Here is a 24466-nt window from a genome sequence, read left to right on the forward strand (position 1 = left end):
GACGCGACCGGTGGAAGGGCCCCGGTCGAATCGGGTAGGGCATCCTGTTCCCATGGCTTCCATTTTCAGCAAGATCATCGCCGGCGAAATCCCGGGACGTTTCGTCTGGCAGGACGACGACGTGGTGGCGTTTCTGACGATCGCACCGGTCACTCAGGGCCACACACTGGTGGTTCCGCGCGAGGAGATCGACCAGTGGCAGGACGTCGACGGTGCCGCGTTCGCGAAGATCACTGCCGTTGCCCAGATCATCGGCCAGGCGGTCAGGACCGCGTTCGACGCTCCCCGCGCCGGACTGCTGATCGCCGGGCTCGAAGTGCCGCACCTGCATCTGCACGTGTTTCCGGCATACGACATGGGCAACTTCGACATCTCCGGTGCCGACCCGAATCCGTCGGCGGAGTCGCAGGACGAGGCAGCGACCAAGCTGCGCGCGGCGTTGCGTGAACTCGGGCACGCGGCTCACGTCCCGGACTGACGCACCTCGCTCACCGCAGAGGCGTGAGCAGGCGTCGACGCGTCCGCAGGTGCATCGACACCTCGTCGGATCGGGTGTCGGGGTCGTAGCCCGGGCCGATATCGGTGTCGATGTCGTGCGGACCGGGCGCGAGTCCGCATTCGGGGCAGATCCCCAACGGTCCGAGGTCGGTTCCGCAGGTCGCGTGCAGGAATCGGCGACGCTTCCCTGCGGGTTTCGCCGTCTGTTCCTCACCCCAGTAGCTCAGGGCGAACACGGTGGGCCACAGTCGTTCGAGGGCGGCGGTGGGGACGTAATCGTCGCGTCCGCCCTCGACGGCGCGGGCTCGTCGTTCGAGCAGCCCGGCCTCGACCAGTGCGCCGAGTCGTTGCGCGAGGACCGCCTTGGAGATGTCGAGGTGGACCTGGAAATCACCGAAGCGTCGGACCCCGAAGAAGCAATCGCGCACGATGAGCATCGTCCATCGCTCGCCGACGAGTTCGAGGGCACGGGCCAGGGAGCAGTCCTGGCGGGCGTAGTCGATTCCGAGTGCCATGACGCGATAGTACAGTCTGTTGACCGAACCAAGTTGGGCGTTTACAGTTCGATCACCAGACCAAAAGGACGACGATGACCGACGCTGCACCCTCGCCCGTCAGCACCGACAACAGCACCCGCGCGCTCACCATCGCAGCGCTGGGCACCCTGCTGACTCTGATGGCGTTCACCGCACCACTCGCCACGATCAACAGCACCGCCGCGGACCTGATGTCCGACGCAGCAGGACGCACCTGGATTCTCAGCTCGATGAGCATCGGCCTCGCTGCCGCCCTGCTCACCACCGGTACCGTCGCCGACGACTTCGGCCGCCGACGCACCTTCGCACTCGGTGCGGCGGTGCTGGCCGTCGGCGCGATCGTCGGTGCCGTCTCTCCCGACACTCTGATCTTCGTCCTCGCCCGCATCCTGCAGGGTCTCGGCGGCGCGGCCGTCATCGCGTCGAGCCTGGGGATCATCGCGCACACTCACCCGGCCGGTCCGGTGCGCGCGAAGGCGAGCGGGGTGTGGGGCGCGAGCGTGGGTGCAGGCATCGCTCTCGGCCCGCTGCTCGCCGCCGTACTCGATCGCTGGGCGAGTTGGCGTGAGGCCTACGTGGTTCTCGCGGTTGCCACGGTCGCATTGGCCGTCGCCGCGCATGTGCTCGTCGAAGAATCCAGGTCCGACGCCCCGCGTGGCCTCGATCCGGTCGGTGCGCTGCTGTTGGCCACGGGCGTCGCCGCGTTGCTGGCCGCTCTCGTCGAGGGCAGGCAGGGCTGGATCGCCGTCACTCCGATCGTGCTCTTCGTCCTCGCGGCCCTGCTACTGTCCGCGTTCGTGGTCCTCGAATTGCGGGGTGCCACTGCGATGCTCGATCTGACACTCTTCCGGCACCCACCGTTTCTGGCCGCCACGGTCGCCGCGCTGGCCACCGGCGGCGGCATCATCGCCCTGATGTCGTACATGCCGGGATTCCTCGGAACCGTTCTGGGAATCGATGCGCTCGGTGCCGCCCTGCTGCTGTTCGGGTGGTCGGCCACGTCCGTGGTCACCGCCTTGCTCGCCCGCAGGCTGCCCGCATCGATGAGCGGTCGGACGCAACTCGCCGTCGGTCTGGTCGGCGTCGCGATCGGCATGGTGATGCTCACGGGGTTGTCCGAGAACGCATCCTGGCCGCGACTGCTGCCGGGACTGCTCGTGGCAGGAGTCGCCAGCGGGATACTCAACGCCGCCCTCGGACGCGAGGCCGTGGCCAGCGTGCCCACCGGACGCGGCGGCATGGGCAGCGGTGCCAACAACACCGCGCGCTACGTCGGCTCCGCCATCGGAGTCACCGTCGTTGCGGTGGTGGCCGTTCCGGCCGGCGGGAGTGGAGCCCGCGGAATGACCCAATTTGCGGGCAGTGGAGCCCGCGGAATGACCCAATTTGCGGGCAGTGGAGCCCGCGGAATGACCCAATCGATGAGCAGCCACAGCTTGACTGCGCTGACCGAAGGGTGGAACACCGCAGCTCTGGTCACCGCGGCGATTTCCGTGTGCGGAGCCGTGGTCGTGGCGGTCTCACGCTCCCGGCGGTAGCGAGTACTCCTGCTCCGGCCTGCCGGTCGACCCATAGCGCAGCTGCATGCGCAGTCGACCCTTGGACACGAGGGTGGCCAGGTAACGCTGCGCGGTCGCACGTGAAATGCCGATGGCCGCAGCAACTTCACCCGCGGACATCGGATCGGCGGTCGCGCGCACGGCGTCGAGCACCAGATCACGGGTGACGGACTGCGAGGACGGCAGCGGTGCCGCCGCGCGCGGACGCAACGCGTCGAGTCCGCTGTCGATGTCGGCCTGGCTCAGCTCGTCCGAACGGTCGAGAGCGCCGCGGTACGCCCGGTATCCGGTGAGGCGATCGACCAACGCCGAGCGCGGAAACGGTTTGATCAGATACGTCCAGGCACCCGCGGCCAACGCCGATCGAACGGTCTGCTGATCCGCCGCGGCGGAGAGCACCACGGCGTCGCACTCGAGTTCGCGCACCAGGTCGATTCCCGATCCGTCGGGCAGATAGACGTCGACCAGCGCCAGATCGAACGACTGCGTCGACGCCAACTCCCGCGCCTGGGCGATGCTCGTCGCCACCGCGGCCACCTCGTAGTCGGCCAGCGAATTCACCAGTGCCGCATGTAGATCCGCGACTCGGAAATCGTCGTCCACCACCAGTACTCTCATTGCGACACCTCGTCGGTCAGTAGTGCGTCCGGGATCGACGCGATGAACACTGCGCCTCCTCGTTCGTTCTCGTCGGTGATCTGCCCACCGACATCGGCCAGCGTCACGTCGCCGCCGCGGGTACGTGCGATCTGCCGACTCAGCGCCAATCCCACCCCTCGGCCGCCCGGCGAGTCCGCCGTCGACTTGGTCGAGACTCCCTCCACGAACACCTGATCGACTTCCAGATCCACACCGTCGCCGGAATCGACGACCACGATGTGCAGGGTCGAACCGTCCTGCACCAGTTCCACTTCCACCTCGGCGGGCCTGCGGACTCCCAGCCTGGCTGCATCGATCGCATTGTCGACGAGGTTGCCCAGCACAGTCGTCACGTCGACGGGGACGGCCACCTCTCCCCCGACCCAGGTGTTCTCGCCCAACACCATTCGCACCCCGCTCTCACGCGCGTGCGCGGCTTTCGCGGTCAGGAACGACCGCAGATAGGCGTCGGACAGGGCATCGATACCCTCGACGGTTTCCGATCTCGGCCCCACACCGAGTATCTCGTCGATGTACTGCGACGCACGATCCGGGTGGCCCTCGTGCAGCAGTCCGCTGACCAGATGCATTCGGTTCGCGAACTCGTGGCGCTGGGCGCGCAGTACGGCGGACATCGACTGCACCGCGTCGAGTTGACGCGTCAGCGTCTCGACGTCCGTTCGGTCACGCACGGTCAGCACCGTACCCAGATTGCGATTGTCACGCAGCACTTTTCGAGCGGCTGCGACGACCACGACCTCGTTCACCGCCGCGAGTACGGGTTCGGCCGTCGGAGATTCGATGACCTCGAGCAGTCTCGGAGTCAGACCGATGTTCTCGATCCGCATTCCCGGCTTACCGTCGATCGAGAGCAACGAGCGCGCTTCGTCGTTGACGACCGTGACGACGCCGTTCGGATCGATGGCGACCACGCCCTCGCCGATGCCGTGCAGCACGGCCTCCTGTTCACGCACCAATTCGGCGAGCTCCTCCGGCTCGAGCCCCAGCGTCAGTCGTTTCCACCTGCGCGCCAACAGGGTCGAGCCGGCCAGCCCGAGCAACAGCACGGCACCGGTCACCAACCCGCCGTTGACCAGATCCTTCACCAGCTCGGTACGCACGGCCGTGGTCGATATGCCCACGCTCACTTCGCCGACCACCACGTCGGTCGAACCGAGCGCCAGCACAGGCACTTTCGCGCGTACGGAGTCGCCGAGCGTGCCGCGCTCCTGCTCGACCACCTCGTTGCCCGCCAGCGCACCGGATGGATCGGTACTCACTCGCTGACCCAGCACCGTCGGATCGGGGTGCGCCAAGCGAAGACCGCGATCGTCGGTGATGACGACGAACAGGGCGTCGGTGCGGGTGCGGGCACCCTCGGCCGCGCGCTGCAAGGCCCCGCCCGCCAGCACTCCCGCGGGTGCGGCATCGGTGCCTGCGGTGTCGACTGCCGAGAACTGCTCGACGAGCGAGCGCACCTCCGGGTCCGACGCCACCGTCCGGGCGACCGCGAGCGCGCGCTCGCCGTACTCCTCGCTCGCCTGCCTGCCGCTGCTGATCGCGAACACCCCGAACGCCACAGCCAGGGCCACCGCCACCAGCGCTGCCTGCAACAACAGCACCTGGGTCCTCAATCGCACTCGTTCAGGCTATGCGTCGGGCGGGCTCGAGCACAATGCGCAAAAGGCTCTTTACGTTGCTTGCGCGGGTAGTGCGCACAACGGCGACCATGTGATGCCGGTTACGTAACTTCAGTCACACACGCAGTCCAACCGGACCCACCTCACACATTCGAGAAGGAGTGCACGATGTTGGTGATACTCGGCTTCCTCATGGTAGCCGCCTTCATGTTCTTGATCCTGACCAAGAGAGCCACGCCCGTCGTCGCACTCACCCTCGTACCCGTCATCTTCGGTCTGCTGGCCGGCGCGGGGCTCGGCATCGGTGACATGATCACCGACGGCATCAAGTCTCTGGCCCCCACCGCGGCCCTGCTGTTCTTCGCCATCATCTTCTTCGGCATCATGATCGACGTCGGACTGTTCGACCCACTGGTGCGCGGCATTCTGCGCCTGGTGCGCAACGATCCGATGAAACTCGTTGTCGGAACTGCCATTCTGGCCATGGTCGTCTCGCTGGACGGTGACGGCTCCACCACGTTCATCATCGTCACGTCCGCCCTGCTGCCACTGTATCTCAAACTCGGTGTCAGCCCGGTCATTCTGACGGTCGTCGCCGGTCTCGCCAACGGCACGATGAACATCATTCCGTGGGGCGGCCCGACGGTTCGCGCTGCTTCCGCTCTCGGCATCTCCCCGTCCGACGTCTTCGTTCCGATGGTTCCTTCCATGATCGTCGGCCTGATCATCGTGCTGCTCTTCGCCGTTCACCTGGGCATCATGGAGCGCCGACGCATCGGCAAGCTGATCTACGAGCCCGAGTTGGTGGCCTCCGGTGGCGGCGGCAGTATCCGCAAGGGTGGCAAGGCTACCGGCGGTGCAGGCACCGGCGGATCGGACGACGGCGAATCGGGTCAGTTCTTCGACGGTCTCGACCCCAACCGCGACACCCTGCGCCCGAAGCTGCTGTGGTTCAACGCTGCTCTGACGGTCATCCTCCTCGTCATCCTCGTCATGGACATCCTGCCCATCCCGGTGCTGTTCATGATCGCTGCCTCCATTGCCCTGACGGTCAACTTCCCCAAGGTCAAGGAGCAGGGCGACGCGATCGCACGGCACTCGTCGTCCATCGTCTCGGTGGTCGCCATGGTGCTCGCCGCGGCAATTCTGACCGGCGTCTTCCAGGGCACCGGCATGGTCGAGGCCATGGCGGAGTGGCTGCTCAACGTCATCCCGTCCGGCATGGGCCCGTACCTGGCCGTCATCACCGGCATCCTGAGCATCCCGCTGACGTTCTTCATGACCAACGACGCCTTCTACTTCGGCATCCTGCCGGTGCTGACCGAGACCGCAGGCAAGTACGGCATCGACCCGGTCGAGATGGCCCGTGCCTCGATCACCGGTCAGCCCGTCCACCTGCAGAGCCCGCTGGTTCCGGCCATCCTGCTGCTGGTCACCCTCGCCGGAGTGTCGCTGGCCGATCACCACAAGAAGGTGCTGTGGCGAGCGGTGGTCGTCTCCCTCGCGATGCTTGCCGTCGGCATCGTCCTCGGCCAGATCCCGTTCGGCTGATCCCCCACCCCATCTCGCGTAGGAGAAACCGTCATGACTGTTGGCGTACTGCACAACAATTCACCCGAGGGCCGCGCAGCACTGGCGGCAGCCGTTCGAGAAGCACGCATCCGCGAGACGGACCTGGTCGTCCTGCACGCACTCTCCGGATCGGCCGAACCGTCCGCCGAGGCCGCCGAGACGCAGGCCGTGTCCACGTCGGTGGAGACCGCTCTGACCGACATCGACCACGCCGACGCGGTCTCCTGGACCGTGGCAGTGGGTAGGCCCGACCCCGACGCCGTCAACACACTGCTGACCCTGGTGGAGGAGCAGAAGTCGGAGATCCTGGTGGTGGGCTCGCGGCACCGCTCGGCGGTCGGAAAGTTCCTGATGGGACAGACCATTCAGCGTCTGCTCCTCGAGATCCCGGTCCCGGTTCTGCTGGTCAAGTCCGGAGCGTGAGTGCTCCGACACCGATGAGACGAGTACTGGGGTACAGCCTCCGATGGATCGGCCTCGCGGCCGTATCCGTCGGGGGCTGGGCCCTTTTCGCGACTCTGGGTCTGACGGCACCGTCGTTGTTCGCCGCACTTGTCGTCGCCGTGGTCTTCGCGCTGACCGGCCTCGGTCCGGCTGCCGTCCCCCGTCCGGCATCGATGGCGGCGCAGGGCACACTGGCGGTGACGATCGGGTTGATGCTCGACACCGACACACTGGGTGCGTTGGGCGAGAACTGGATTCCCGCAGTTCTCGTCGGTGCGGGGACACTGGTCGTCAGTGCAGGCTGCGGCGCGCTGCTGGCTCTGCATCGCGACGTCGACCCGGTCACCGGAGCGCTGTCCCTGATTGCCGGTGGCGCAACGGGTCTGGTGTCCATCGCCCGAGAACTCGGCGGGGACGAGCGCATCGTCGCGGTGGTCCAGTACCTACGCGTCGCACTCGTGGTGGTCACGATGCCGCTGATCGTCACGTTCGCGTTCCATACCGACACCGGTGGTGGGACAGCATCGTCCGAGCAGTCGACGACGCCCTGGTACATCGGTACGGCCTTTCTGATCGCTGCCGTCATCGCCGGAATCGTTCTCGCTCGGATCATCCGACTGCCCGCGCCCGCCACCCTCGGACCACTGATCGTCGCCGGCACCTGCGAGCTGCTCGGCTGGCCGGTCGACATCTCGGTACCCGCCGTGCTGCTGCCGGTGGCGTTCATCGTCATCGGATGGCAAGCGGGGCTCGCCTTCACCGTCTCCAGCCTGCGGGCGATCGGTCGCATCTTCCCGTGGGCTGCACTGCTGGTCGTATCGATCGGGGTGATCTGCGCACTGTTCGGCTGGGCACTGTCTGCGATCACCGGAGTCAGCATGCTCACCGGCTACCTCGCGACCACGCCCGGTGGATTGGCCGCCGTGCTGGCCGTGTCCGCGACGACGGGATCGGACGTCACCTTCGTCGCGTGCGTTCAGGTGATTCGGTTGGTGTCGATGCTCGTCGCCGCGCCACTCGCCGCAGCCGCGTACACGAAGCTGGCCGACCGCAAGAAGGCCGCAACGGCACGCGAATCATCCGTCGGCGCGGGGTAATTCGACTCGGAAGGTCGCGCCCTGCCCCGGGGCGCTCTGCACTGTCACAGTTCCGCTGTGCGCCGCGACCAGGGCCGCCACGATCGACAGACCGAGCCCGCTGCCCCCGCTCTCGCGTGTGCGCGAGGAGTCGGCTCGATAGAAGCGCTCGAAGACGTGCGCGGCCTCTTCCTTGCCCAGACCGGGTCCGGTGTCCTGTACTTCGAGCAGCACCGACGACTGGGTGGTCCCGACGCACACGGTGATGGACGCGGATTCCGGCGTGTGCCGTACCGCGTTTCCGACGAGGTTCGCGAGCACCTGACGCAGCCGCGCGTCGTCGCCGCGGACTTCGGGTATTCCCGGCCCGGCCAACACTTTCAGGGAGATGTCCCGCGTGGGCGAGACGGCCTTGGCGTCGTGCACCGCATCGGCGGCGACGGTCAGCAGGTCGACGCGCCGCATGTCCAGAGGTCGTTGCGCGTCGAGGCGCGCGAGCATCAACAGGTCTTCGACGAGCAGGCCCATGCGCGCCGACTCGCCCTCGATTCGATTCATCAGCAACGAGATGTCGCTCATCGCACCCTGTCGGTACAGCTCGGCGAACCCGCGAATGGTCGTCAGCGGTGTTCGTAATTCGTGGCTGGCATCGGCGACGAAGCGGCGCATTCGATCCTCGGATGCGCGCGCGGCCTCCTCGGAGGCGGCAGTGGCCGCGAACGCACGCTGAATCTGCGAGAGCATGCCGTTCAGGGCCGCCGACAACCGGCCCACCTCGGTCTTCTCACTCCACTCGGGAACTCGACGGTGGAGGTCTCCGGCGGCGATGGCCGCGGCAGTGGTCTCCACCTCACGCAACGGTCGCAGGCTGCGCCGCACCACGAAGTAGGCGATCACGGCCAGTGCGAGCAACACGGCTGCGCCGATGTAGAACTGGAGTACCACGAGTCTGCTGACGGTCTGCTGATTGGCATTGAGCGACATGCCGACGGTGGTGGAACCCTCGCTGTTCGTCACCGTGATCACCCGCCACTGCTTCGACGGGTCGCCCTCGGAACCGACGGTTTTCGGGGTCGCCGACGGCGTGCCCGACAGATCCGGAACATCTTCAGCCACATCGTTGATCGGGCCCCGGACGGTACCGTCGTTGGCCACCGAGCGAACGAAGAAGTTGGACGGAGGTCGACCGGGGTTGGGCTCGTCCACCGGTGGCAGCGGGCGAGCGTCGGGCTGCGCCCACCCACGGGACGCCTCGATCAGTTGTTGATCGAGGCGACGCATCAACGACGTCTCGAGCGAGGAGGTCACGGCAATCCCCGACGCCAACAGGCCGAGACCGACCAGGAGCAACAGCGCGGCGACCAAGGTGAAGCGCAGCGGCAGACTTCGAATCCGACCTCGAATGCCCGTCACCGTGGCTGGCGCATGACGTAGCCGACGCCCCGCAACGTGTGGATCAATCGGGTGTCGCCCGTATCGACCTTGCGGCGCAGATAGGACACGTAGGACTCCACCACTCCCACTTCTCCGCCGAAGTCGTAGTGCCACACGTGATCGAGAATCCGCGGCTTGCTCAGTACCGTTCCCGCGTTGACCATGAAGTACCGCAGCAGTGTGAATTCGGTGGGCGAGAGCGAGACCGGCTCGCCCGCCTTCCAGACCTCGTGGGTGTCGTCGTCGAGTTCGATGTCCGCGAACGCAACTCGGGAGGGCTGCGCGTCCTCGCTCTTGCCCGAACGGCGCAGGATCACCCGGAGTCGGGCCACCACCTCCTCGAGCGAGAACGGCTTGGTCACGTAGTCGTCCGCACCGAGGGTCAGCCCGGTCACCTTGTCCTCCACGGAGTCTCGTGCGGTCAGGAACAGTGCGGGCGCATCGATTCCGTCCGCCCGCAGCCGACGCAGCAGACCGAAGCCGTCCATGCCGGGCATCATCACGTCGAGAATGAGAGCCTCGGGCCTGAAGTTGCGGGCCTTGTCCAATGCCTCGGGGCCGGACGACGCCGTCGCCACCTCGAATCCCTGGTACCTGAGGCTGACCGACAGCAGTTCGACGATTGTCGGTTCGTCGTCGACGATCAGGACTCGGGCCTCGGGTGTCTCGCTCACGGTGTCCATCATCGCGCGAGATGCTGCCCGTTCGCTGGACTCTCGCTGTGAGGTTGCTGTGAGCACCCGACGAGGAGGCATGATGGCAGCACCATGGTCGACGCGAACCCGGGCACCCGCACCAGGGTTCGGCCTCCCGTGTCATCCATGCACGTATTCGCAACTCTGCTCGTGTTGGGCATCGCGTTCGGTGCCGACGTTGCCCGGTGGGTCGACTCGTCCCCTGCACTGCGGACCGGAGCGACGGTGTTCACCGGGATCTTCGTGCAGGCGACGCCGTTCCTGGTGCTCGGAGTGCTCGTCAGCGGAGGCATCGCCGCGTTCGTCTCGCCCGCGGTGCTGCAGAAGGTGGTGCCGAAGAACGCCACCGCTGCCGTCGGTGTGAGCGGACTGGCGGGAATGGCGTTGCCCGGTTGCGAGTGCGGTGCCGTTCCCGTTTCGCGCCGGCTGATGGATCAGGGTGTTCCGACGTCGGCAGCCCTGGCGTTTCTGCTCTCGGCACCGGCGATCAACCCCGTCGTCCTGGTCTCCACCGCGGTGGCCTTTCCCGGCGAGCCGGCGATGGTTCTCGCGCGGTTCTTCGGCTCGCTCGCCACCGCTCTGGTGATGGGCTGGCTGTGGACAAGGTTCGGCAAGGCCGAGTGGATCACCGCTCGCCTCGCCGATCGCGAACACCGGCACGGCACCTCGAAGTGGGAGACGTTCCGTGAGTCCGCGCGTGCGGACCTGCTGCAGGCCGGAGCCTTTCTCGTGTTCGGAGCAGCGGCCGCCGCGTTGCTGCATCTGGTGGTCCCCGACTGGGTGTTCGCCCATCTCGCCGGCCAGTTGTTGCTGTCGATCCTGGTGATGGCCGTCCTCGCGGTGGTCCTGGCGTTGTGCTCGGAGGCCGACGCGTTCGTCGCGGCGAGCATGTCGATGCTGCCGCTGCTGCCGCGGCTGGTCTTCCTGGTGGTGGGACCAGCTGTCGACGTGAAGCTGATGGCGATGCAGGCGGGCAGCTTCGGACGCGGCTTCGTGGCTCGCTTCGCTCCCCTGACCTTCGTCGTGGCGATCGTGTGCGCCTCGGTGAGCGGCTACGTGTTCCTGGGTGTGCGATGAGACGCGAGGTACAGAATCTGCTGCTGCTGCTCCTCGGCGGAGCCACGATCAAGATCTCGGTGGACGGAAGCTTTGTGCGATACGTCAAACCGTCACTGCATCCGTATCTGCTGACCGCCGGGGTGTTGATCGCCGCCCTGGCGATCGCGTCGATCGTCGCCGACATCCGCCGCGGTGGGCCCGGAGACGACGGACACGACCATGATTCGCGTCCGTACTGGCTGCTCCTGGTTCCGCTCGCGGTCATCCTGTTCGTCGCACCGCCCGCGCTGGGAGTCTCGGCAGTGGGTGATCGATCCGTCACCTCGGCGGCCGATCGTCAGAGGACGGCGTTTCCACCCCTGCCGGACGAGTACGCGCCCGAGGTTCCGCTGCTCGATGTCGTGCAACGCGCGGTCAGGGACACCGAAGGCAGCCTGGACGGACGAGAGATTCGCGTCACCGGATTCGCCGTCGCCACCGCGAACGGAGGCTCGCCGCGCGCCGACGGCACGAGAGAGGGCCTCGACCTCGCCCGCATTCTCATCATCTGTTGCGCGGCCGACGCCAGATCCGTTCGCATCCATCTCGACGCAGGTAGTCCGGCTCTCGACGACATTCCGGACGGCACCTGGCTGGAGATCTCGGGGACGGTCGACGCGGCGACCGCGACCGAGGACACGTCGTTCACACCCACGATGACGGTGTCGACGGTCGCGCGGATCGAGGCACCGGCGAACACGTACGCCTACTGACGCCATGGCCACCGTGCACACGAATTGGTACGATCGTACAAGTCACTTCCGACAATCGGACGAGCGCACCGTACCCGAACAGCGACAAGACGGTGCAAGGAGTGATTTCTCATGGCTTGGCTGATTCTCGTCGTCTCCGGCGTCCTCGAAGCGATCTGGGCAACCGCACTCGGTAAGTCCGAGGGCTTCACCAAACTCGGACCGTCCGTCGTCTTCGGCGTCGCGGTGGTGCTCAGCATGATCGGCCTCGCGATCGCGATGCGATCGTTGCCCACCGGCACCGCCTACGCCGTCTGGGTGGGAATCGGTGCCACCCTCACCGTCACGTACGCGATGATCACCGGTGCCGAATCCGCCTCGCTGCTCAAGGTTGCGCTTCTGGTCGGCATCGTCGGATGCGTCGTCGGACTGAAGGTTCTTCACTGATTTTCCGGGCTACGAGCAGTTACAGTAAAAAGATGAACTGGGTGTCAGCGATCACACTGCCCGCGCGCGCCGGAATTGCCATCGCCGAGCAGGCGATCGGCGTCGCGGAGGTCGCGCTGGCGACCACCAGGATGGCCTTGGCCACCGGTGCGTCGGGCACCGCAGGTGTCGCCTCGCTCGCCAACCCGCGCGGCGGCACGATGCAACTGCTGGCCCAGCTCGGCCAGCTCACCTCCGACGACCGCGCCCTGGGCAACGCCCTCAAGGAAGGCGGGCCACTCGATCGCCTGCTCGCCCAGGGTGGCGTCGTGGACCGCCTCACCTCCGAGGACGGCACCCTCGAGCGGCTGCTGTCCCCTGGCGGCCCGGTCGAGCGAATCCTGGCTCCCGGCGGACCCCTGGACCGGCTGCTCGCCGAGGACGGACCGCTCGAACGACTGCTCGCCGAGGGCGGTCTGCTGGACCGCATCACCGCCACCAACGGACCGCTGGAACGACTGACGGCCAAGGACGGTCCGCTCGAGGTGCTCACGCGTCAGGACGGCCTCATCGAACGCGCCATCGCCGAGGAGGGCATCCTCGAAACGCTCCTCGCCGAGGACGGAGCCATCGAGCGACTGACCGCCAAGGGTGGCCCACTCGATCAGTTGGTCAAGCTCTCGGAGACGTTGACGTCGGTGGCCCCCAACATCGAGCGGATGAGCATCTCGATCGACATCCTGCAGGATTCCGTGGAGATCCTTTCGGCCGCGGTACATCCGCTGGGAGAGCTGGTCGGGCGACTTCCGAGTCGGTGGCTCAAGAGCGGCAAGCAGTCGGTGCACGAACTGCACTGACCCGTCCCACGGGTACGTCCCGGGCCTTCTCGGATCGGCCGATGTTAGCGCTCACACTGGTCACGTGGGTGCAAAAAAGAAATCTTTGACAATGCCGATGTTATCGCTCACACTTTCGTCTTGATGTGATGCGAACCACACGGGACACCCCGGCGGACCCCGCTTCACGGTCTACTCCACTACGCAGGGAGAAACGATGAAGTTTCGACACCTATCCATCGCCGCAGCCGCGGTGGCGCTCACCCTCACGCTCGGCGCGTGTGGATCGAGCACCAAGACCGCGGACCAGGCTCCGGCCGAAGGCGGAAGCACGGCGGGCGCCCTGATCGGCGTCACGATGCCGACGAAGTCCTCGGCTCGATGGATCGCCGACGGCGACAACCTCAAGAGCGCGCTGGAGGGGCAGGGCTACAAGGTCGATCTGCAGTACGCCGAGAACGACATTCCCACCCAGGTGAACCAGATCGAGAACCAGATCACCCAGGGCGCAAAGCTTCTCATCGTGGCCTCCGTGGACGGCACCGCCATCACCACCCAGCTGCAGGAAGCAAAGGACAACGGCATCGGCGTCATCGCCTACGACCGCCTCATCCGTAACTCGCCCAACGTCGACTACTACGCGACGTTCGACAACTACAAGGTCGGCGTCGACCAGGCCACGTCGCTTCTCGTCGGTCTCGGCCTGAAGAACGAGGACGGCACCGACAAGGCCGATGCCCCGGCCGGCCCGTTGAACATCGAGGTCTTCGCCGGTTCGCCCGACGACAACAACGCCACCTTCTTCTTCGACGGTGCCATGGACACCCTGAAGCCGTACCTGGACAAGGGAACTCTGAAGATCGGCAGCGGCGAGTCCGATTTCGAGACGGCTGCGACACTGCGCTGGGATCCGGCCACCGCCCAGAAGCGCATGGAGGATCTGCTCACCAAGACGTATTCCTCCGGCCAGAAGGTGCAGGGCGTGCTCTCGCCGTACGACGGCTTGTCCATCGGCATCCTCTCCGCACTCAAGAGCAACGGATACGGAACAGCAGGGCAGCCGTACCCGATCGTCACCGGACAGGACGCCGAGGTGCCGTCCGTGAAGTCCATCATCGCCGGTGAGCAGTACTCCACGATCTACAAGGACACCCGTCAGCTGGCCGAGGTCACCATCGCGATGGCTCAGGCCATGCTCGACGGTCAGACGCCCGAGACCAACAACACCACCGATTACGACAACGGCGACAAGGTCGTTCCCGCGTACCTGCTGCAGCCGGAGATCGTCTACAAGGACAACTACGAGAAGCTGCTGGTCGAGGGTGGCTACTACACCGAGGATCAGTTGAAGTGAGTTCGGCGATGACGAGCCCGATCCTGGAGATGCGTGGCATCACCAAGACCTTTCCCGGCGTCAAGGCTCTACAGGACGTCACTCTCTCGGTGAATCGCGGCGAAATCCACGCGATCTGCGGCGAGAACGGCGCAGGCAAGTCGACGCTCATGAAGGTGTTGTCGGGTGTGTACCCACACGACACCTTCGACGGCGACATCGTGTTCGACGGTAAGCCGTGCGAGTTCTCCGACATCCGGGGCAGCGAGGCCGAGGGCATCGTCATCATCCATCAGGAACTTGCACTGAGTCCGTACCTCTCGATCGCCGAGAACATCTTTCTCGGCAACGAGCGGTCCAAGCGCGGGTTCATCGACTGGAACCGCACCAATTCCGAGGCCGCAGCCCTACTGAACCGGGTAGGGCTGCGGGAGAACCCCGTCAGCGTCGTCAGCGATCTCGGTGTCGGCAAGCAGCAGCTCGTCGAGATCGCCAAGGCGTTGTCCAAGGACGTGACGCTGCTGATTCTCGACGAACCGACTGCGGCACTGAACGATTCGGATTCCGCTCACCTCCTCGACCTGCTACGCGGTCTGCGGGACGAGGGCATCACGTGCGTGATCATCTCGCACAAGCTCAACGAGATCGCGGCCATCGCGGACCGGACGACGATCATCCGTGACGGCCGGACCATCAAGACCCTGGATATGCGAGACCCGGACGTCACCGAGGATCGCATCATCTCGCTCATGGTCGGCCGCGATCTCGAGCACCGGTTTCCGCCGCACGAATCGACCGTGGGAGAGGAAGTCCTGCGTATCGAGGACTGGACCGTGCACAGTCCGACGCAACACGGCCGGACCGTTGTCGACAAGGCGAATCTCAGTCTGCGCCGCGGGGAGATCGTCGGTCTTGCCGGCTTGATGGGTGCCGGACGCACCGAGTTGGCCATGAGCGTCTTCGGCCGAAGCTACGGCATCGACATCTCGGGGCGACTGTACAAGTACGGCAAGGAAATTCACGTCAAGTCGGTCAACGATGCCATCCATCACGGGATCGCCTACGCCACCGAGGACCGAAAGCGGTACGGCCTCAATCTGATCGACGACATCAAGCGCAACATCTCCACCGCCGCCCTGGACAAGCTGGTGACGGGAGGCTTCGTCGACGACAACCAGGAGTTCAAGGTCGCCGAGGGTTTCCGCAAGAGCATGAACATCAAGGCACCGAACGTGACCGCCGTGGTCGGCAAACTCTCCGGCGGCAATCAGCAGAAGGTCGTGTTGAGCAAATGGATCTTCAGCGATCCCGATGTGCTCATTCTCGACGAACCGACACGAGGAATCGACGTCGGCGCGAAGTTCGAAATCTATTCGATCATCAACGATCTCGCCGACGCCGGGAAGGCGGTCCTGGTGATCTCCTCCGAGCTCCCCGAACTGCTCGGGCTGTGCGACCGGATCTACGCACTGTCGGCAGGCCGTATCACCGGTGAGGTCACTCGCGAGGACGCGACCCAGGAATCGCTCATGCATCTCATGACCCGTGGAACAGGAGTACTTCGATGAATCAGTTGTCGACCGTGCGGGGGTTGCTCACGCGCAACCTTCGCCAGAGCGGAATCTTCATCGCCTTCGCGCTGATCATCGTGCTGTTCACCGTGCTGACGGGCGGTCAGCTTCTGGTGCCGCAGAACATCAGCAACATGGTGGTGCAGAACTCGTACATCCTCATCCTGGCCATCGGCATGGTCGTGATCATCATCGCGGGCCACATCGACCTGTCCGTCGGCTCGGTCGTCGCGGCCACCGGTGCCATCGCCGGTGTCCTCATGGTTCAACAGAACGTGCCGTGGCCACTGGCGGTGCTGATCACGTTGATCGTCGGCGGCCTGATCGGTGCCTGGCAGGGCTATTGGGTCGCGTACTTCGGCATACCGGCGTTCATCGTGACGCTGGCAGGCATGCTCGTCTTCCGCGCAGTCACTCTCATCGTTCTCGGCAACCAGGGCATCGGGCCGTTCCCGGGACCGGTGCGCACACTGTCCAACGGCTTCCTGCCCGGCTTCCTCGGCAACGTGGGACTCGGACCACTGGGCGGGGCCGACATCTTCACGTTGCTCGTCGCCATTGTGACCGTCGTCGGAATCGTGTTCAGCCAGTGGCGGTCCCGCACGGGTCGGCAGAAGTACGGCCAGACCGTGGACGCACTGCCGCTGTTCCTGATCAAGATGGCCTTCGCTGCCGCTCTCGTACTCGCCATCGCGGTGCAGCTGGCGCGGTTCAAGAACCTGCCGTACGTACTGATCCTGCTCGCCGTGCTGGTGATGGGCTACTCCACCCTCGCGGGCAAGACGGTGTTCGGTCGGCACGTGTACGCGATCGGCGGCAACATCCACGCTGCCTCGCTGTCCGGCATCAAGGTCAAGCCGGTCACCTTCTGGATCTTCGTCAACATGGGCGTGCTCTCGGCCCTGGCCGGAATCATCTTCGCCGGTCGACTCAACCAGGCCGGACCCACCGCGGGCAACGGCTTCGAGCTCGACGCCATCGCGGCGGCCTTCATCGGCGGCGCGGCAGTGCAGGGCGGCGTCGGCCGCATCGTCGGCGCACTCACCGGTGGGCTGATCATCGCCGTGATCAACAGTGGAATGTCGCTCATCGGCTCGCCCAGTGAGCGCGTTCAGCTGGTCAAGGGCCTGGTCCTGCTCGCGGCGGTTGCGTTCGACATCTGGACCAAGCGTCGAGCAGCGAGCGGCAAGGGCAACAAGGGCGACAAAGCCGCGCCCCCGAGCAGCTATCTCGGTGTGCCCGTGCCTGCCGAGATGTTCACCGGTGCCGAACAGGGCAAGCCTGCGCCCACCACGACCGGCACGGCGGTGAACACACCCACCTGACGTGCATGTTCGCGGGCGCCGAGGGACCCGGCATGCTGTGATTGTCTTCGACGACGCGAGAGGAGCTGCACGACGATGACGCCGACACGCGGACCAGCCATGACCGATGTCGCCCGGCTCGCAGGTGTGTCCCACCAGACCGTCTCCCGCGTCATCAACGGTCATCCCAACGTGACCGAGGCGACGCGAACGAAAGTGGATCGGGCGATCTCGGAGCTCGGATACCGCCCCAACACCGCCGCTCGTGCTCTGGTGACCGGCCGCAGCAAGACCATCGGAATCGTCGGCACCGGAAACGCTCTGTACGGCCCGGTCTCGACCCTCTACAGCGTCGAGTACGCAGCACGCCACGCCGGCTACTCGGTGGTGGTCGCCGTCCCCACCTCCTTCGACGAGTCGGCGATCATCACCTGCGTGCGCCGGTTGCAGAAGCAGGGCGTCGACGGCGTGGTCGTCATCGCGCCACTGCGCACCGACGGCGGCGACATCGCCGATCTGGCCGGGGAGCTGCCGCTGGTGGCCGTCGAGGGTTCGCCCGCCGGCGATCTGGCCGTGGTCTCGGTCGATCAGATCGCCGGAGCCAAGGCCGCAACCGCGCACCTGCTCTCGCTCGGGCACCGCGCCGTGTGGCACGTTGCCGGGCCGCTGGGTTGGTACGAGGCCACCGATCGCGTCACCGGCTGGCGGATGGCCCACGAGGATGCCGGCGTGGAGCCACCGCCCACTCTCGGCGGCGACTGGACCGCGAGATCGGGGTTCGAGGCCGGCAGCGAACTGGCCGGGAACGCCGACGTCACCGCGGTGTTCGCAGGCAACGACTCCATGGCGCTCGGGGTGCTGCGCGCACTGGACGTCCACGGCAGGCGAGTACCGCAGGACGTCAGTGTGGTCGGCTTCGACGACGTTCCCGACGCGGAATTCTTCTCGCCGCCCCTGACCACCATCCGCCAGGAGTTCACCGACGTCGGCATCCGGAGCGTCGAGATTCTGCTCGACCAGATCGACACCGGAAATCGAAGCACCATGCGTTCGAGCATCGAACCGAGCCTGGTGATCAGGTCGAGCACCGGTGCCGCACGTGCATGAAACTTCGTAGCCTGCTACGAATTTCCGCACACGTGCGGCGAAGCCGCTCTCACATGCGCAGCTGCAGTTCCACCAACAGGCGAGCATCGGAATCGCCGAGATCGAGGTCCAGGATCTGCTCGACGCGGCGAATGCGGTAGCGCAGGGTGTTCGGGTGGATGTGCAGTCGCACGGCGGCCGCCCGAACGTCACCGAAACACGCCAGGTACGACACGAGACTCTCGCGCATTCTGGAGTCGTTGGTCGCGTCGTATCGGTCGAGGGCGGTGATGCGCGGGTCTCGTAGCTGTTCGTGATTGGCGATCAGTTCCAGGATTTCGCCCAGCAGCACGGAGGTTCTCGACTCCTCGAGCGTCGTGACCCGCACCTCGCCGGTGGTGCCGTCGAGCACTCGGTCGACCTCGAATCTGGCCACGGCCACCCCGTCGAGATCGGCGATCGGTGCGGCGACCGCAGCGCGCAACGCCAGCGAGGTGCGCGTCTCGATTCGCCCGACGGCATCGGCGGCCCACGCCGCGATCCCCGTGCCCGACGCCACCCCGGGAAACAGCGCGTAGATTCTCTCGCCGATGGTGGTGACCAACGAGTCACGGCGAAAAGCGCTGGCGTGCAATCGGATAGACGGTGCCAGGGTGCTGATCTCGAATTCCCCGCAGGCAGCGAATCCGACGACTGCCGCCGATCCCGAGGTGGGGATCGACAGTGCCGACGCGAGCGACGGGACGTCGACACCGCCGCCCCGTGCACCGAGCAGGCGCTGAATCTGCAGGGCCTCGTTGGTCGGGGCGTTCGCGATGCGGGTGATCAGTCGAGCCGCGACGGCCGAGGCACCGCGCAGTACCGCGTCGGCGTCGGCGGCGAGCGGGGCGGCACCCTCCTGCACCCAGATCGTCCCGAGAGTCGTTGGGCTGCCGGATATCCGACGGATTCCGACGGCGAGGCGTCGACGAATTCCCAGTTCGGTATCGGCCGGTACGTCGATCACGTCGTCGGTGCGGCGGAGTCGATCGAACACACCTCGCTCGTGCAGTCTGCGCAGGTAGTCGGCCGGCCCTTCGCGTCCGAGGATCGACAGGGTCCGCAGTTCGTCGGCCGCGTCGTCGGATGCCGAGTAGGCCAGCACATGTGAGCGCTCGTCCTCGATGCTCACCATGCCCTTCGTCAGCGACGCCACCGTCTGCGCGAGTTCGTAGAGATCGGTATCGGCTCCGAACAGTCCGTCGTCGGAGCTCTGGGCACGGACCTGGTCGAGAACTCCCCGCATCATCGACAGCAACAGCTCCCACCGTGTCTGCTGGTGCACCGCGACCAGTGCGATACCTGCCTCCCGCGCACCGTGGGACAGCGCAGTCGAGGCGGCGACCTTGGTCAGCACCGCAAGCGGTCGATCCGCCACCGGGCGCAACGCGAGATCGTCGAACCACCGCACCACGTCGGCCTCGGTCACGCCCACCAGCAGCGTCAGATCGGAGGATGCTCCCGGAGGCAGCCGCAGGTCGTCGGCATCGAGCAGCGCGACGGACTCGACCTCCATATCCGTTCCTGCCGGCGCGAGGACGAGTTCGACGACGGCGCTGTGCAGCGAGGTCAGCATCGAACGCAGCGACACAGTGTTGGCCATACGGACAAGTAGATCACCGATTCTTTGGCCGATGGGCTGATTGAACGAGGTGCGGATCGGACTTCAATGAGCAGCACACACCGAAGACGAGGAGCAGCCATGGACGCCGTCACATCCGTCCCCACCCCCATCAACGAGCCGGTCAACACCTACGCCCCCGGAAGCCCGGAACGGGCCCGCTTGCGCAGCCGATTGGACGAGCTCCGGAGTTCCCCCGTCGAGATCCGTCAGGTCATCGGCGGCGTTCACCGAGAGGCCGACGGCCCGGTCGAGAACGTCGTCGAACCGCACAGACACTCGTCGGTCATCGGTAGCTTCACCGGCACCACCCACCGGGACGTGCGCGACGCCATCGATGCTGCGACGGCAGCGGCCCCCGCGTGGCGCGAGCTTCCCTTCGACGAGCGCGCCGCGGTGTTCCTGCGAGCCGCCGATCTGCTGTCCGGTCCGTGGCGCGAAAGAATCGCTGCGGCAACGATGCTCGGTCAGTCCAAGTCGGCCTACCAGGCGGAGATCGACGCACCCTGCGAGCTGATCGACTTCTGGCGGTTCAACGTCGCGTTCGCCCGACAGATTCTCGCCGAGCAGCCGGTCTCGGCACCGGGAGTGTGGAATCGCGTCGAATACCGTCCGCTCGAGGGCTTCGTCTACGCCATCACCCCGTTCAACTTCACCGCCATCGCAGGCAATCTGCCCACCGCACCTGCGCTGATGGGCAACACCGTGCTGTGGAAGCCCTCGCCCACGCAGGCCGTCGCTGCATATCTGACGCTCCAGTTGCTCGAAGCCGCAGGCCTTCCGCCGGGGGTGATCAATCTGGTTCTCGGTGACGGACCGATGGTTTCCGAAGTGGCCCTTGCCGATCCCCGGCTGGCCGGTATCCATTTCACCGGGTCCACCGCGACATTCCAGACGCTGTGGCGCGAGGTGGGCAACAACATCTCGAACTACCACTCGTATCCACGGCTCGTGGGTGAGACCGGCGGCAAGGACTTCGTCGTCGCGCACAGCTCCGCCGATCCGGATGTGCTGACCACCGCCATGATTCGCGGTGCCTTCGACTTTCAGGGTCAGAAGTGCTCGGCAGCGTCGAGGGCCTTCGTACCGAAGTCGCTGTGGGCTTCGATGGGCGACGGGTTCATCGAGCAGGTCTCGGCACTGAAGTACGGCGACGTGACCGACCTGTCCAACTACGGCGGTGCCGTCATCGACCGAAAGGCGTTCGACCGCAACGCAGCTGCTCTCGATCGAGCGAAGTCCGTTCCCGGCCTGACCATTGCCGCCGGTGGTACCTGCGACGACTCGGAGGGGTACTTCGTCTCCCCCACGGTGCTTCTCGGGGACGACCCCACCGACGAGGCCTTCACCACCGAGTACTTCGGGCCGATCCTGGCCGTGCACGTCTACGACGACAGCAGGCCGGACGCCTATGCCGAGACACTGCGCACCGTCGACACCGGATCGAAGTACGCGTTGACCGGAGCGGTCATCGCCACCGATCGCACCGCCGTCGAACAGGCCCATGCGGCACTGCGATTCGCCGCAGGCAACTTCTACGTCAACGACAAACCGACCGGCGCGGTGGTGGGACAGCAACCGTTCGGTGGGGCCCGCGCGTCGGGAACCAACGACAAGGCGGGTTCACCGCAGAACCTGCTGCGGTGGACCTCGGCCCGCACCGTGAAGGAAACGTTCGTACCGCCGACCACTCACGGCTACCCGCATCAGGAAGGCGAGGGCACGCGATGACCACTCTGCTGAGCAATCCGCTGCGTCCGGCCCTGCTCGCGGCCGCACGTTCACCCAAACTGCAGGCGACCGTGACACGTCTACGCGCCACCCGGTCCCTCGTCGACCGCTTCGTTGCGGGCGAATCCGAGCCCGCGGCCGTCAGCGCAGTCGACGCCCTGCTGGCGTCGGGCCGGTTCGTCTCGGTGGACTACCTCGGTGAGGACACCACCGACCGAGGCCAGGCGAAGGCAACCGTGGACGCCTATCTCTCACTTGTACAACGCTTTTCGACGCGAGAAGCCGATGCAACCGCGCTCGAGATATCACTCAAGCTGTCAGCACTCGGCCAGGGAATCGACCGAACTCTGGCGCTCGAGAACGCACGGATGATCTGTACGGCCGCCGCTGCGGCCGGGGTGTGGGTGACGGTCGATGCCGAGGACCACACCACCACCGATTCGACCCTGTCGATCGTCCGGGAACTACGCGTCGACTTCCCCGACCTGGGCACGGTGTTGCAGGCCTACCTGCGGCGCACCGAGGCCGACTGCCGCGACCTGTCCGGGCCGAGATCTCGTATCCGACTGTGCAAAGGTGCGTACAACGAACCGTCGTCGGTGGCGTTCCAGGGTGCACGCGAGGTCAGCGACTCCTACCTCCGATGCCTGCAGATCCTGATGAACGGCCGCGGCTACCCCATGGTGGCCTCGCACGACCCGGAGATGATCGAGGCGGCGGACAGGCTGGCGTCGGCTGCAGGACGATCGTCCGAGGAGTTCGAGTTCCAGATGCTGTACGGAATCCGCGATCCCGAACAGCGTCGACTCGTGGACGCGGGACGCAACGTACGCGTGTACGTCCCGTACGGATCGCAGTGGTACGGCTACTTCATGCGCCGGCTTGCCGAACGCCCCGCGAACCTGATGTTCTTCGCGCGATCGGTGCTCTCGCGCACCTGAGGGTGCACCGAAGAACTCACTCACCGCACCACCCCGTCGCCGCACCACCCGGTCGCCCGCACCACCCGGTCGCCGCAAACGCGCGCGCGTTTGTCATCCGCGCGCAGAATCTCATCGTTTCGGAGGCGATTCCGCGCGCATTCGACGAATGCGCGCGCGTGTGCGGATCCCAGGAGTCGGCCGCGGCGTCCCGACGTGGATTAGGTTCTGCGACATCGGGGCACCCTGGCTGCATGGCAAATTACAGAGTTATCGATCCGCACGGAACCGTCGTCGAGACCAAGGACATCGCCAGTTCCGAGGACGCGCACGCCTGGTTCAAGGACAGCCGCGCCGACAACGAGGAGTTGGGGTGGCGGCTCGAGGTCGAGCACGACGGCGAGTGGGCGTTCTTCAGCGACTCCGAAGGAACCAAAGACTAGTACGCTTGTGCTGCAACAGTTTCGGACGATCCCGAACTTCGGTCACACCGTCGATCGGGGTCGTCCGATCTCTCGATCGGGTGGTGCGATCGGGGGCCGAACGAACAGTGGGCAGCCCCTGAATCGGAGCTGCCCACCTCTTGTCGCGGCGATGATCGCCGGAGTACTACCGGTCGTTCGAGGGACGAGCCGTCGGAATCGTGGACTCGAGGTCGGCGACCTGGATCAGACGTGAGACCGAGCGTCCTGCGACGATCGACCATGATGCGCCGATGCCTACCGTGTACTCACGGACTGCATCGAAGACTGTGAGACCTGCGATGCCGAAGAATTCGACATCGGACAGATCGAGAGTGACATGCCTTTTGCTGGACATGCGGCTGCAGACGAAATCGGAGAACATCGGCGCGCTGCGCATGTCGATGTCGCCGTGGACGGCGACGACGAGTGAACCGTCGGGGCCGTCGTGCGCGGTGAAGATTGCTCCGGTCGCTGCGACGGACACGGACTTCTCCGCGACAGTCACCGGGGTGGTTCGAACTTTGTTGCCTGAAGATTCAACACTCATGGCAGATCCCATCGATCGGTCGAACTGAGGGGGAAACCGATCGATGCAGCGGGAGCAGAATAGAGCCTGACCCGGACGCCGACTTCGCTGCGTTTCCCCGTGACCGGCTGTTAGCTCAACCAGCGCCAACCCTACGGCACTCGCACGCTCGGAGTCCAGCATCGATTCTTCGCAGGCCGTCCACCAGCGGTTCGAACATCGGACCACGAAGATTCGCTACGACCGGCGGCTGTCTCCCAGGTCGGCGTGGTGTTCTCGCATGGCTCCGATGAGCGCTTCGAACACCCGATGCGCGGCGGCGAGATCGGCGTCGGGAAGGTCCGCCAACGCGGCGCTCGTGCGCCTGCCGAGGGGCCCGAAGAACCCGCGTGCAACCTCCATTCCGTGCTCGTCGTATCGCAGAATGACCTTGCGTCGATCGGATGCGTCGGATTCGCGGCGGATGTGCCCGGAGGTGATCATGCGTTCGACGAGGTAGGTCATCGCCGCCGACGACAGCCCCAACATCGTGCCCAGTTCCCCCGCCGTCAGCGGCGCACCCTCGACATCGGCAACCATGACGTGGAGCAACGCGCGAAAGTCGTTGGGCCGCAGGCTGTGCAGAGCACCGAACACTTGGCCGATCTGTTCCGAGACCGACGACAGCGCTCGGAGATCCGCGGAGATCGCGGATTCGAGCTGGTTTCGGTCGGCCATGTCGGTGGT

The 24466-nt window shown here is 65.8% G+C and carries 24 protein-coding genes and 1 riboswitch; of the genes, 16 read left to right on the plus strand and 8 right to left on the minus strand.

The annotated features are described in order from the left end of the window. The first annotated feature begins 52 nt into the window (after positions 1-52). The gene (locus tag NY08_RS12835) at positions 53-478 is read left to right on the plus strand and encodes an HIT family protein (RefSeq protein WP_032395954.1); all 426 of its coding nucleotides are present in this window, start codon (positions 53-55) and stop codon (positions 476-478) included. A 10-nt stretch (positions 479-488) separates the two neighbouring features. Here the strand turns inward: NY08_RS12835 and NY08_RS12840 are convergent, their stop codons facing one another. Continuing rightward, positions 489-1013 carry a winged helix-turn-helix transcriptional regulator gene (locus tag NY08_RS12840; protein WP_045196721.1) on the minus strand — a complete coding sequence of 175 codons (525 nt, stop codon included), beginning with the start codon at positions 1011-1013 and terminating at the stop codon, positions 489-491. Between the two features lie 74 nt (positions 1014-1087). Here NY08_RS12840 and NY08_RS12845 point away from each other — a divergent pair, with 74 nt between their 5' ends. Beyond that, positions 1088-2572, plus strand: coding sequence for an MFS transporter (locus NY08_RS12845; RefSeq protein WP_045196723.1), 1485 nt, complete (start codon positions 1088-1090; stop codon positions 2570-2572). Here NY08_RS12845 and NY08_RS12850 read toward each other — a convergent pair. Both NY08_RS12850 and NY08_RS12855 read right to left on the minus strand, forming a co-directional pair. Continuing rightward, positions 2555-3211, minus strand: coding sequence for a response regulator (locus NY08_RS12850; protein ID WP_045196725.1), 657 nt, complete (start codon positions 3209-3211; stop codon positions 2555-2557). The genes NY08_RS12845 and NY08_RS12850 overlap by 18 nt on opposite strands. Beyond that, positions 3208-4872 (minus strand): sensor histidine kinase, encoded by a 1665-nt coding sequence (locus NY08_RS12855; RefSeq protein WP_045196726.1) that lies wholly within the window; start codon positions 4870-4872, stop codon positions 3208-3210. Before NY08_RS12855 ends, NY08_RS12850 begins: the two co-directional genes overlap by 4 nt. A 168-nt stretch (positions 4873-5040) precedes the next feature. Between NY08_RS12855 and NY08_RS12860 the strand changes: the two genes are divergently transcribed. The 3 genes from NY08_RS12860 to NY08_RS12870 are packed head-to-tail and all read left to right on the plus strand — an operon-like array spanning position 5041 to position 7985. Next, positions 5041-6423: a CitMHS family transporter gene (locus NY08_RS12860; protein WP_032395959.1), complete on the plus strand. Its 1383-nt coding sequence runs from the start codon at positions 5041-5043 to the stop codon at positions 6421-6423. Positions 6424-6456: 33 nt separating this feature from the next. Beyond that, positions 6457-6867, plus strand: coding sequence for a universal stress protein (locus NY08_RS12865; RefSeq protein WP_032395960.1), 411 nt, complete (start codon positions 6457-6459; stop codon positions 6865-6867). 14 nt (positions 6868-6881) lie between these two features. Then, positions 6882-7985: an AbrB family transcriptional regulator gene (locus tag NY08_RS12870; protein ID WP_045196727.1), complete on the plus strand. Its 1104-nt coding sequence runs from the start codon at positions 6882-6884 to the stop codon at positions 7983-7985. Here the strand turns inward: NY08_RS12870 and NY08_RS12875 are convergent. Further along, positions 7965-9347 carry a sensor histidine kinase gene (locus tag NY08_RS12875; RefSeq protein WP_052683965.1) on the minus strand — a complete coding sequence of 461 codons (1383 nt, stop codon included), beginning with the start codon at positions 9345-9347 and terminating at the stop codon, positions 7965-7967. The two genes, NY08_RS12870 and NY08_RS12875, sit on opposite strands and share 21 nt — an antisense overlap. A 26-nt stretch (positions 9348-9373) precedes the next feature. Then, complete coding sequence (locus NY08_RS12880; RefSeq protein WP_032396315.1) at positions 9374-10081, minus strand: response regulator transcription factor; 708 nt, start codon at positions 10079-10081, stop codon at positions 9374-9376. A 138-nt stretch (positions 10082-10219) separates the two neighbouring features. Between NY08_RS12880 and NY08_RS12885 the strand changes: the two genes are divergently transcribed. The 8 genes from NY08_RS12885 (at position 10220) to NY08_RS12920 (ending at position 18460) form a co-directional block, all read left to right on the plus strand. After that, positions 10220-11170 (plus strand): permease, encoded by a 951-nt coding sequence (locus NY08_RS12885; protein ID WP_235386893.1) that lies wholly within the window; start codon positions 10220-10222, stop codon positions 11168-11170. Next, entirely contained in the window at positions 11167-11904 is a 738-nt protein-coding gene (locus NY08_RS12890) for a TIGR03943 family putative permease subunit (protein WP_045196732.1), read from the plus strand. The genes NY08_RS12885 and NY08_RS12890 overlap by 4 nt, the downstream gene beginning before the upstream one ends. A gap of 36 nt (positions 11905-11940) precedes the next feature. Beyond that, positions 11941-12003: riboswitch (guanidine-III (ykkC-III) riboswitch) on the plus strand. A 12-nt stretch (positions 12004-12015) separates the two neighbouring features. Beyond that, entirely contained in the window at positions 12016-12330 is a 315-nt protein-coding gene (locus tag NY08_RS12895) for a DMT family transporter (protein WP_032395964.1), read from the plus strand. A gap of 32 nt (positions 12331-12362) precedes the next feature. Continuing rightward, positions 12363-13166: a hypothetical protein gene (locus NY08_RS12900; RefSeq protein WP_037194493.1), complete on the plus strand. Its 804-nt coding sequence runs from the start codon at positions 12363-12365 to the stop codon at positions 13164-13166. 196 nt (positions 13167-13362) lie between these two features. Continuing rightward, positions 13363-14499, plus strand: a complete 1137-nt coding sequence (gene chvE, locus NY08_RS12905) for a multiple monosaccharide ABC transporter substrate-binding protein (RefSeq protein WP_032395966.1) — start codon at positions 13363-13365, stop codon at positions 14497-14499. Positions 14500-14507: 8 nt separating this feature from the next. After that, positions 14508-16046, plus strand: a complete 1539-nt coding sequence (gene mmsA, locus NY08_RS12910) for a multiple monosaccharide ABC transporter ATP-binding protein (RefSeq protein WP_045200322.1) — start codon at positions 14508-14510, stop codon at positions 16044-16046. Further along, positions 16043-17374, plus strand: a complete 1332-nt coding sequence (gene mmsB, locus NY08_RS12915) for a multiple monosaccharide ABC transporter permease (protein WP_045196740.1) — start codon at positions 16043-16045, stop codon at positions 17372-17374. The genes mmsA and mmsB overlap by 4 nt, the downstream gene beginning before the upstream one ends. 75 nt (positions 17375-17449) lie before the next feature. Continuing rightward, the gene (locus NY08_RS12920; RefSeq protein WP_045196742.1) at positions 17450-18460 is read left to right on the plus strand and encodes a LacI family DNA-binding transcriptional regulator; all 1011 of its coding nucleotides are present in this window, start codon (positions 17450-17452) and stop codon (positions 18458-18460) included. Positions 18461-18509: 49 nt separating this feature from the next. Here NY08_RS12920 and NY08_RS12925 read toward each other — a convergent pair whose 3' ends face one another. Then, a complete protein-coding gene (locus tag NY08_RS12925; RefSeq protein WP_045196744.1) occupies positions 18510-20081 on the minus strand; it encodes a PucR family transcriptional regulator in 1572 nt (523 codons plus the stop codon). 99 nt (positions 20082-20180) lie between these two features. Here NY08_RS12925 and pruA point away from each other — a divergent pair, with 99 nt between their 5' ends. The 3 genes from pruA to NY08_RS12940 all read left to right on the plus strand — a co-directional run bounded on the left by pruA (position 20181) and on the right by NY08_RS12940 (position 23193). After that, positions 20181-21830, plus strand: a complete 1650-nt coding sequence (pruA, locus tag NY08_RS12930) for an L-glutamate gamma-semialdehyde dehydrogenase (protein WP_045196746.1) — start codon at positions 20181-20183, stop codon at positions 21828-21830. Continuing rightward, entirely contained in the window at positions 21827-22771 is a 945-nt protein-coding gene (locus NY08_RS12935; RefSeq protein WP_045196747.1) for a proline dehydrogenase family protein, read from the plus strand. The genes pruA and NY08_RS12935 overlap by 4 nt, the downstream gene beginning before the upstream one ends. Before the next feature lie 233 nt (positions 22772-23004). Continuing rightward, positions 23005-23193 (plus strand): hypothetical protein, encoded by a 189-nt coding sequence (locus NY08_RS12940; RefSeq protein WP_045196749.1) that lies wholly within the window; start codon positions 23005-23007, stop codon positions 23191-23193. A 166-nt stretch (positions 23194-23359) separates the two neighbouring features. Here the strand turns inward: NY08_RS12940 and NY08_RS12945 are convergent, their stop codons facing one another. Together NY08_RS12945 and NY08_RS12950 are read right to left on the minus strand one after the other, a co-directional pair. After that, the gene (locus tag NY08_RS12945) at positions 23360-23698 is read right to left on the minus strand and encodes an STAS domain-containing protein (protein ID WP_230596842.1); all 339 of its coding nucleotides are present in this window, start codon (positions 23696-23698) and stop codon (positions 23360-23362) included. Between the two features lie 279 nt (positions 23699-23977). Further along, the gene (locus tag NY08_RS12950; RefSeq protein WP_045196752.1) at positions 23978-24457 is read right to left on the minus strand and encodes a MarR family winged helix-turn-helix transcriptional regulator; all 480 of its coding nucleotides are present in this window, start codon (positions 24455-24457) and stop codon (positions 23978-23980) included. Positions 24458-24466: the final 9 nt, after the last annotated feature.

Source organism: Rhodococcus sp. B7740 (assembly GCF_000954115.1).
Lineage (GTDB): Bacteria > Actinomycetota > Actinomycetes > Mycobacteriales > Mycobacteriaceae > Rhodococcoides.

Excerpts from the sequence above, each read along its gene's own strand:
- mmsB (WP_045196740.1), top strand. The coding sequence starts at position 16,043 with ATGAATCAGTTGTCGACCGTGCGGGGGTTGCTCACGCGCAACCTTCGC.
- NY08_RS12950 (WP_045196752.1), bottom strand. The coding sequence starts at position 24,457 with ATGGCCGACCGAAACCAGCTCGAATCCGCGATCTCCGCGGATCTCCGA.
- pruA (WP_045196746.1), top strand. The coding sequence starts at position 20,181 with ATGGACGCCGTCACATCCGTCCCCACCCCCATCAACGAGCCGGTCAAC.
- NY08_RS12850 (WP_045196725.1), bottom strand. The coding sequence starts at position 3,211 with ATGAGAGTACTGGTGGTGGACGACGATTTCCGAGTCGCGGATCTACAT.
- mmsA (WP_045200322.1), top strand. The coding sequence starts at position 14,508 with ATGACGAGCCCGATCCTGGAGATGCGTGGCATCACCAAGACCTTTCCC.
- NY08_RS12935 (WP_045196747.1), top strand. The coding sequence starts at position 21,827 with ATGACCACTCTGCTGAGCAATCCGCTGCGTCCGGCCCTGCTCGCGGCC.
- NY08_RS12885 (WP_235386893.1), top strand. The coding sequence starts at position 10,220 with ATGCACGTATTCGCAACTCTGCTCGTGTTGGGCATCGCGTTCGGTGCC.
- NY08_RS12925 (WP_045196744.1), bottom strand. The coding sequence starts at position 20,081 with ATGGCCAACACTGTGTCGCTGCGTTCGATGCTGACCTCGCTGCACAGC.
- NY08_RS12835 (WP_032395954.1), top strand. The coding sequence starts at position 53 with ATGGCTTCCATTTTCAGCAAGATCATCGCCGGCGAAATCCCGGGACGT.
- NY08_RS12895 (WP_032395964.1), top strand. The coding sequence starts at position 12,016 with ATGGCTTGGCTGATTCTCGTCGTCTCCGGCGTCCTCGAAGCGATCTGG.
- NY08_RS12880 (WP_032396315.1), bottom strand. The coding sequence starts at position 10,081 with ATGGACACCGTGAGCGAGACACCCGAGGCCCGAGTCCTGATCGTCGAC.
- NY08_RS12940 (WP_045196749.1), top strand. The coding sequence starts at position 23,005 with ATGGCAAATTACAGAGTTATCGATCCGCACGGAACCGTCGTCGAGACC.
- NY08_RS12900 (WP_037194493.1), top strand. The coding sequence starts at position 12,363 with ATGAACTGGGTGTCAGCGATCACACTGCCCGCGCGCGCCGGAATTGCC.
- NY08_RS12865 (WP_032395960.1), top strand. The coding sequence starts at position 6,457 with ATGACTGTTGGCGTACTGCACAACAATTCACCCGAGGGCCGCGCAGCA.
- NY08_RS12890 (WP_045196732.1), top strand. The coding sequence starts at position 11,167 with ATGAGACGCGAGGTACAGAATCTGCTGCTGCTGCTCCTCGGCGGAGCC.
- NY08_RS12860 (WP_032395959.1), top strand. The coding sequence starts at position 5,041 with ATGTTGGTGATACTCGGCTTCCTCATGGTAGCCGCCTTCATGTTCTTG.
- NY08_RS12870 (WP_045196727.1), top strand. The coding sequence starts at position 6,882 with ATGAGACGAGTACTGGGGTACAGCCTCCGATGGATCGGCCTCGCGGCC.
- NY08_RS12840 (WP_045196721.1), bottom strand. The coding sequence starts at position 1,013 with ATGGCACTCGGAATCGACTACGCCCGCCAGGACTGCTCCCTGGCCCGT.
- NY08_RS12920 (WP_045196742.1), top strand. The coding sequence starts at position 17,450 with ATGACGCCGACACGCGGACCAGCCATGACCGATGTCGCCCGGCTCGCA.
- chvE (WP_032395966.1), top strand. The coding sequence starts at position 13,363 with ATGAAGTTTCGACACCTATCCATCGCCGCAGCCGCGGTGGCGCTCACC.
- NY08_RS12845 (WP_045196723.1), top strand. The coding sequence starts at position 1,088 with ATGACCGACGCTGCACCCTCGCCCGTCAGCACCGACAACAGCACCCGC.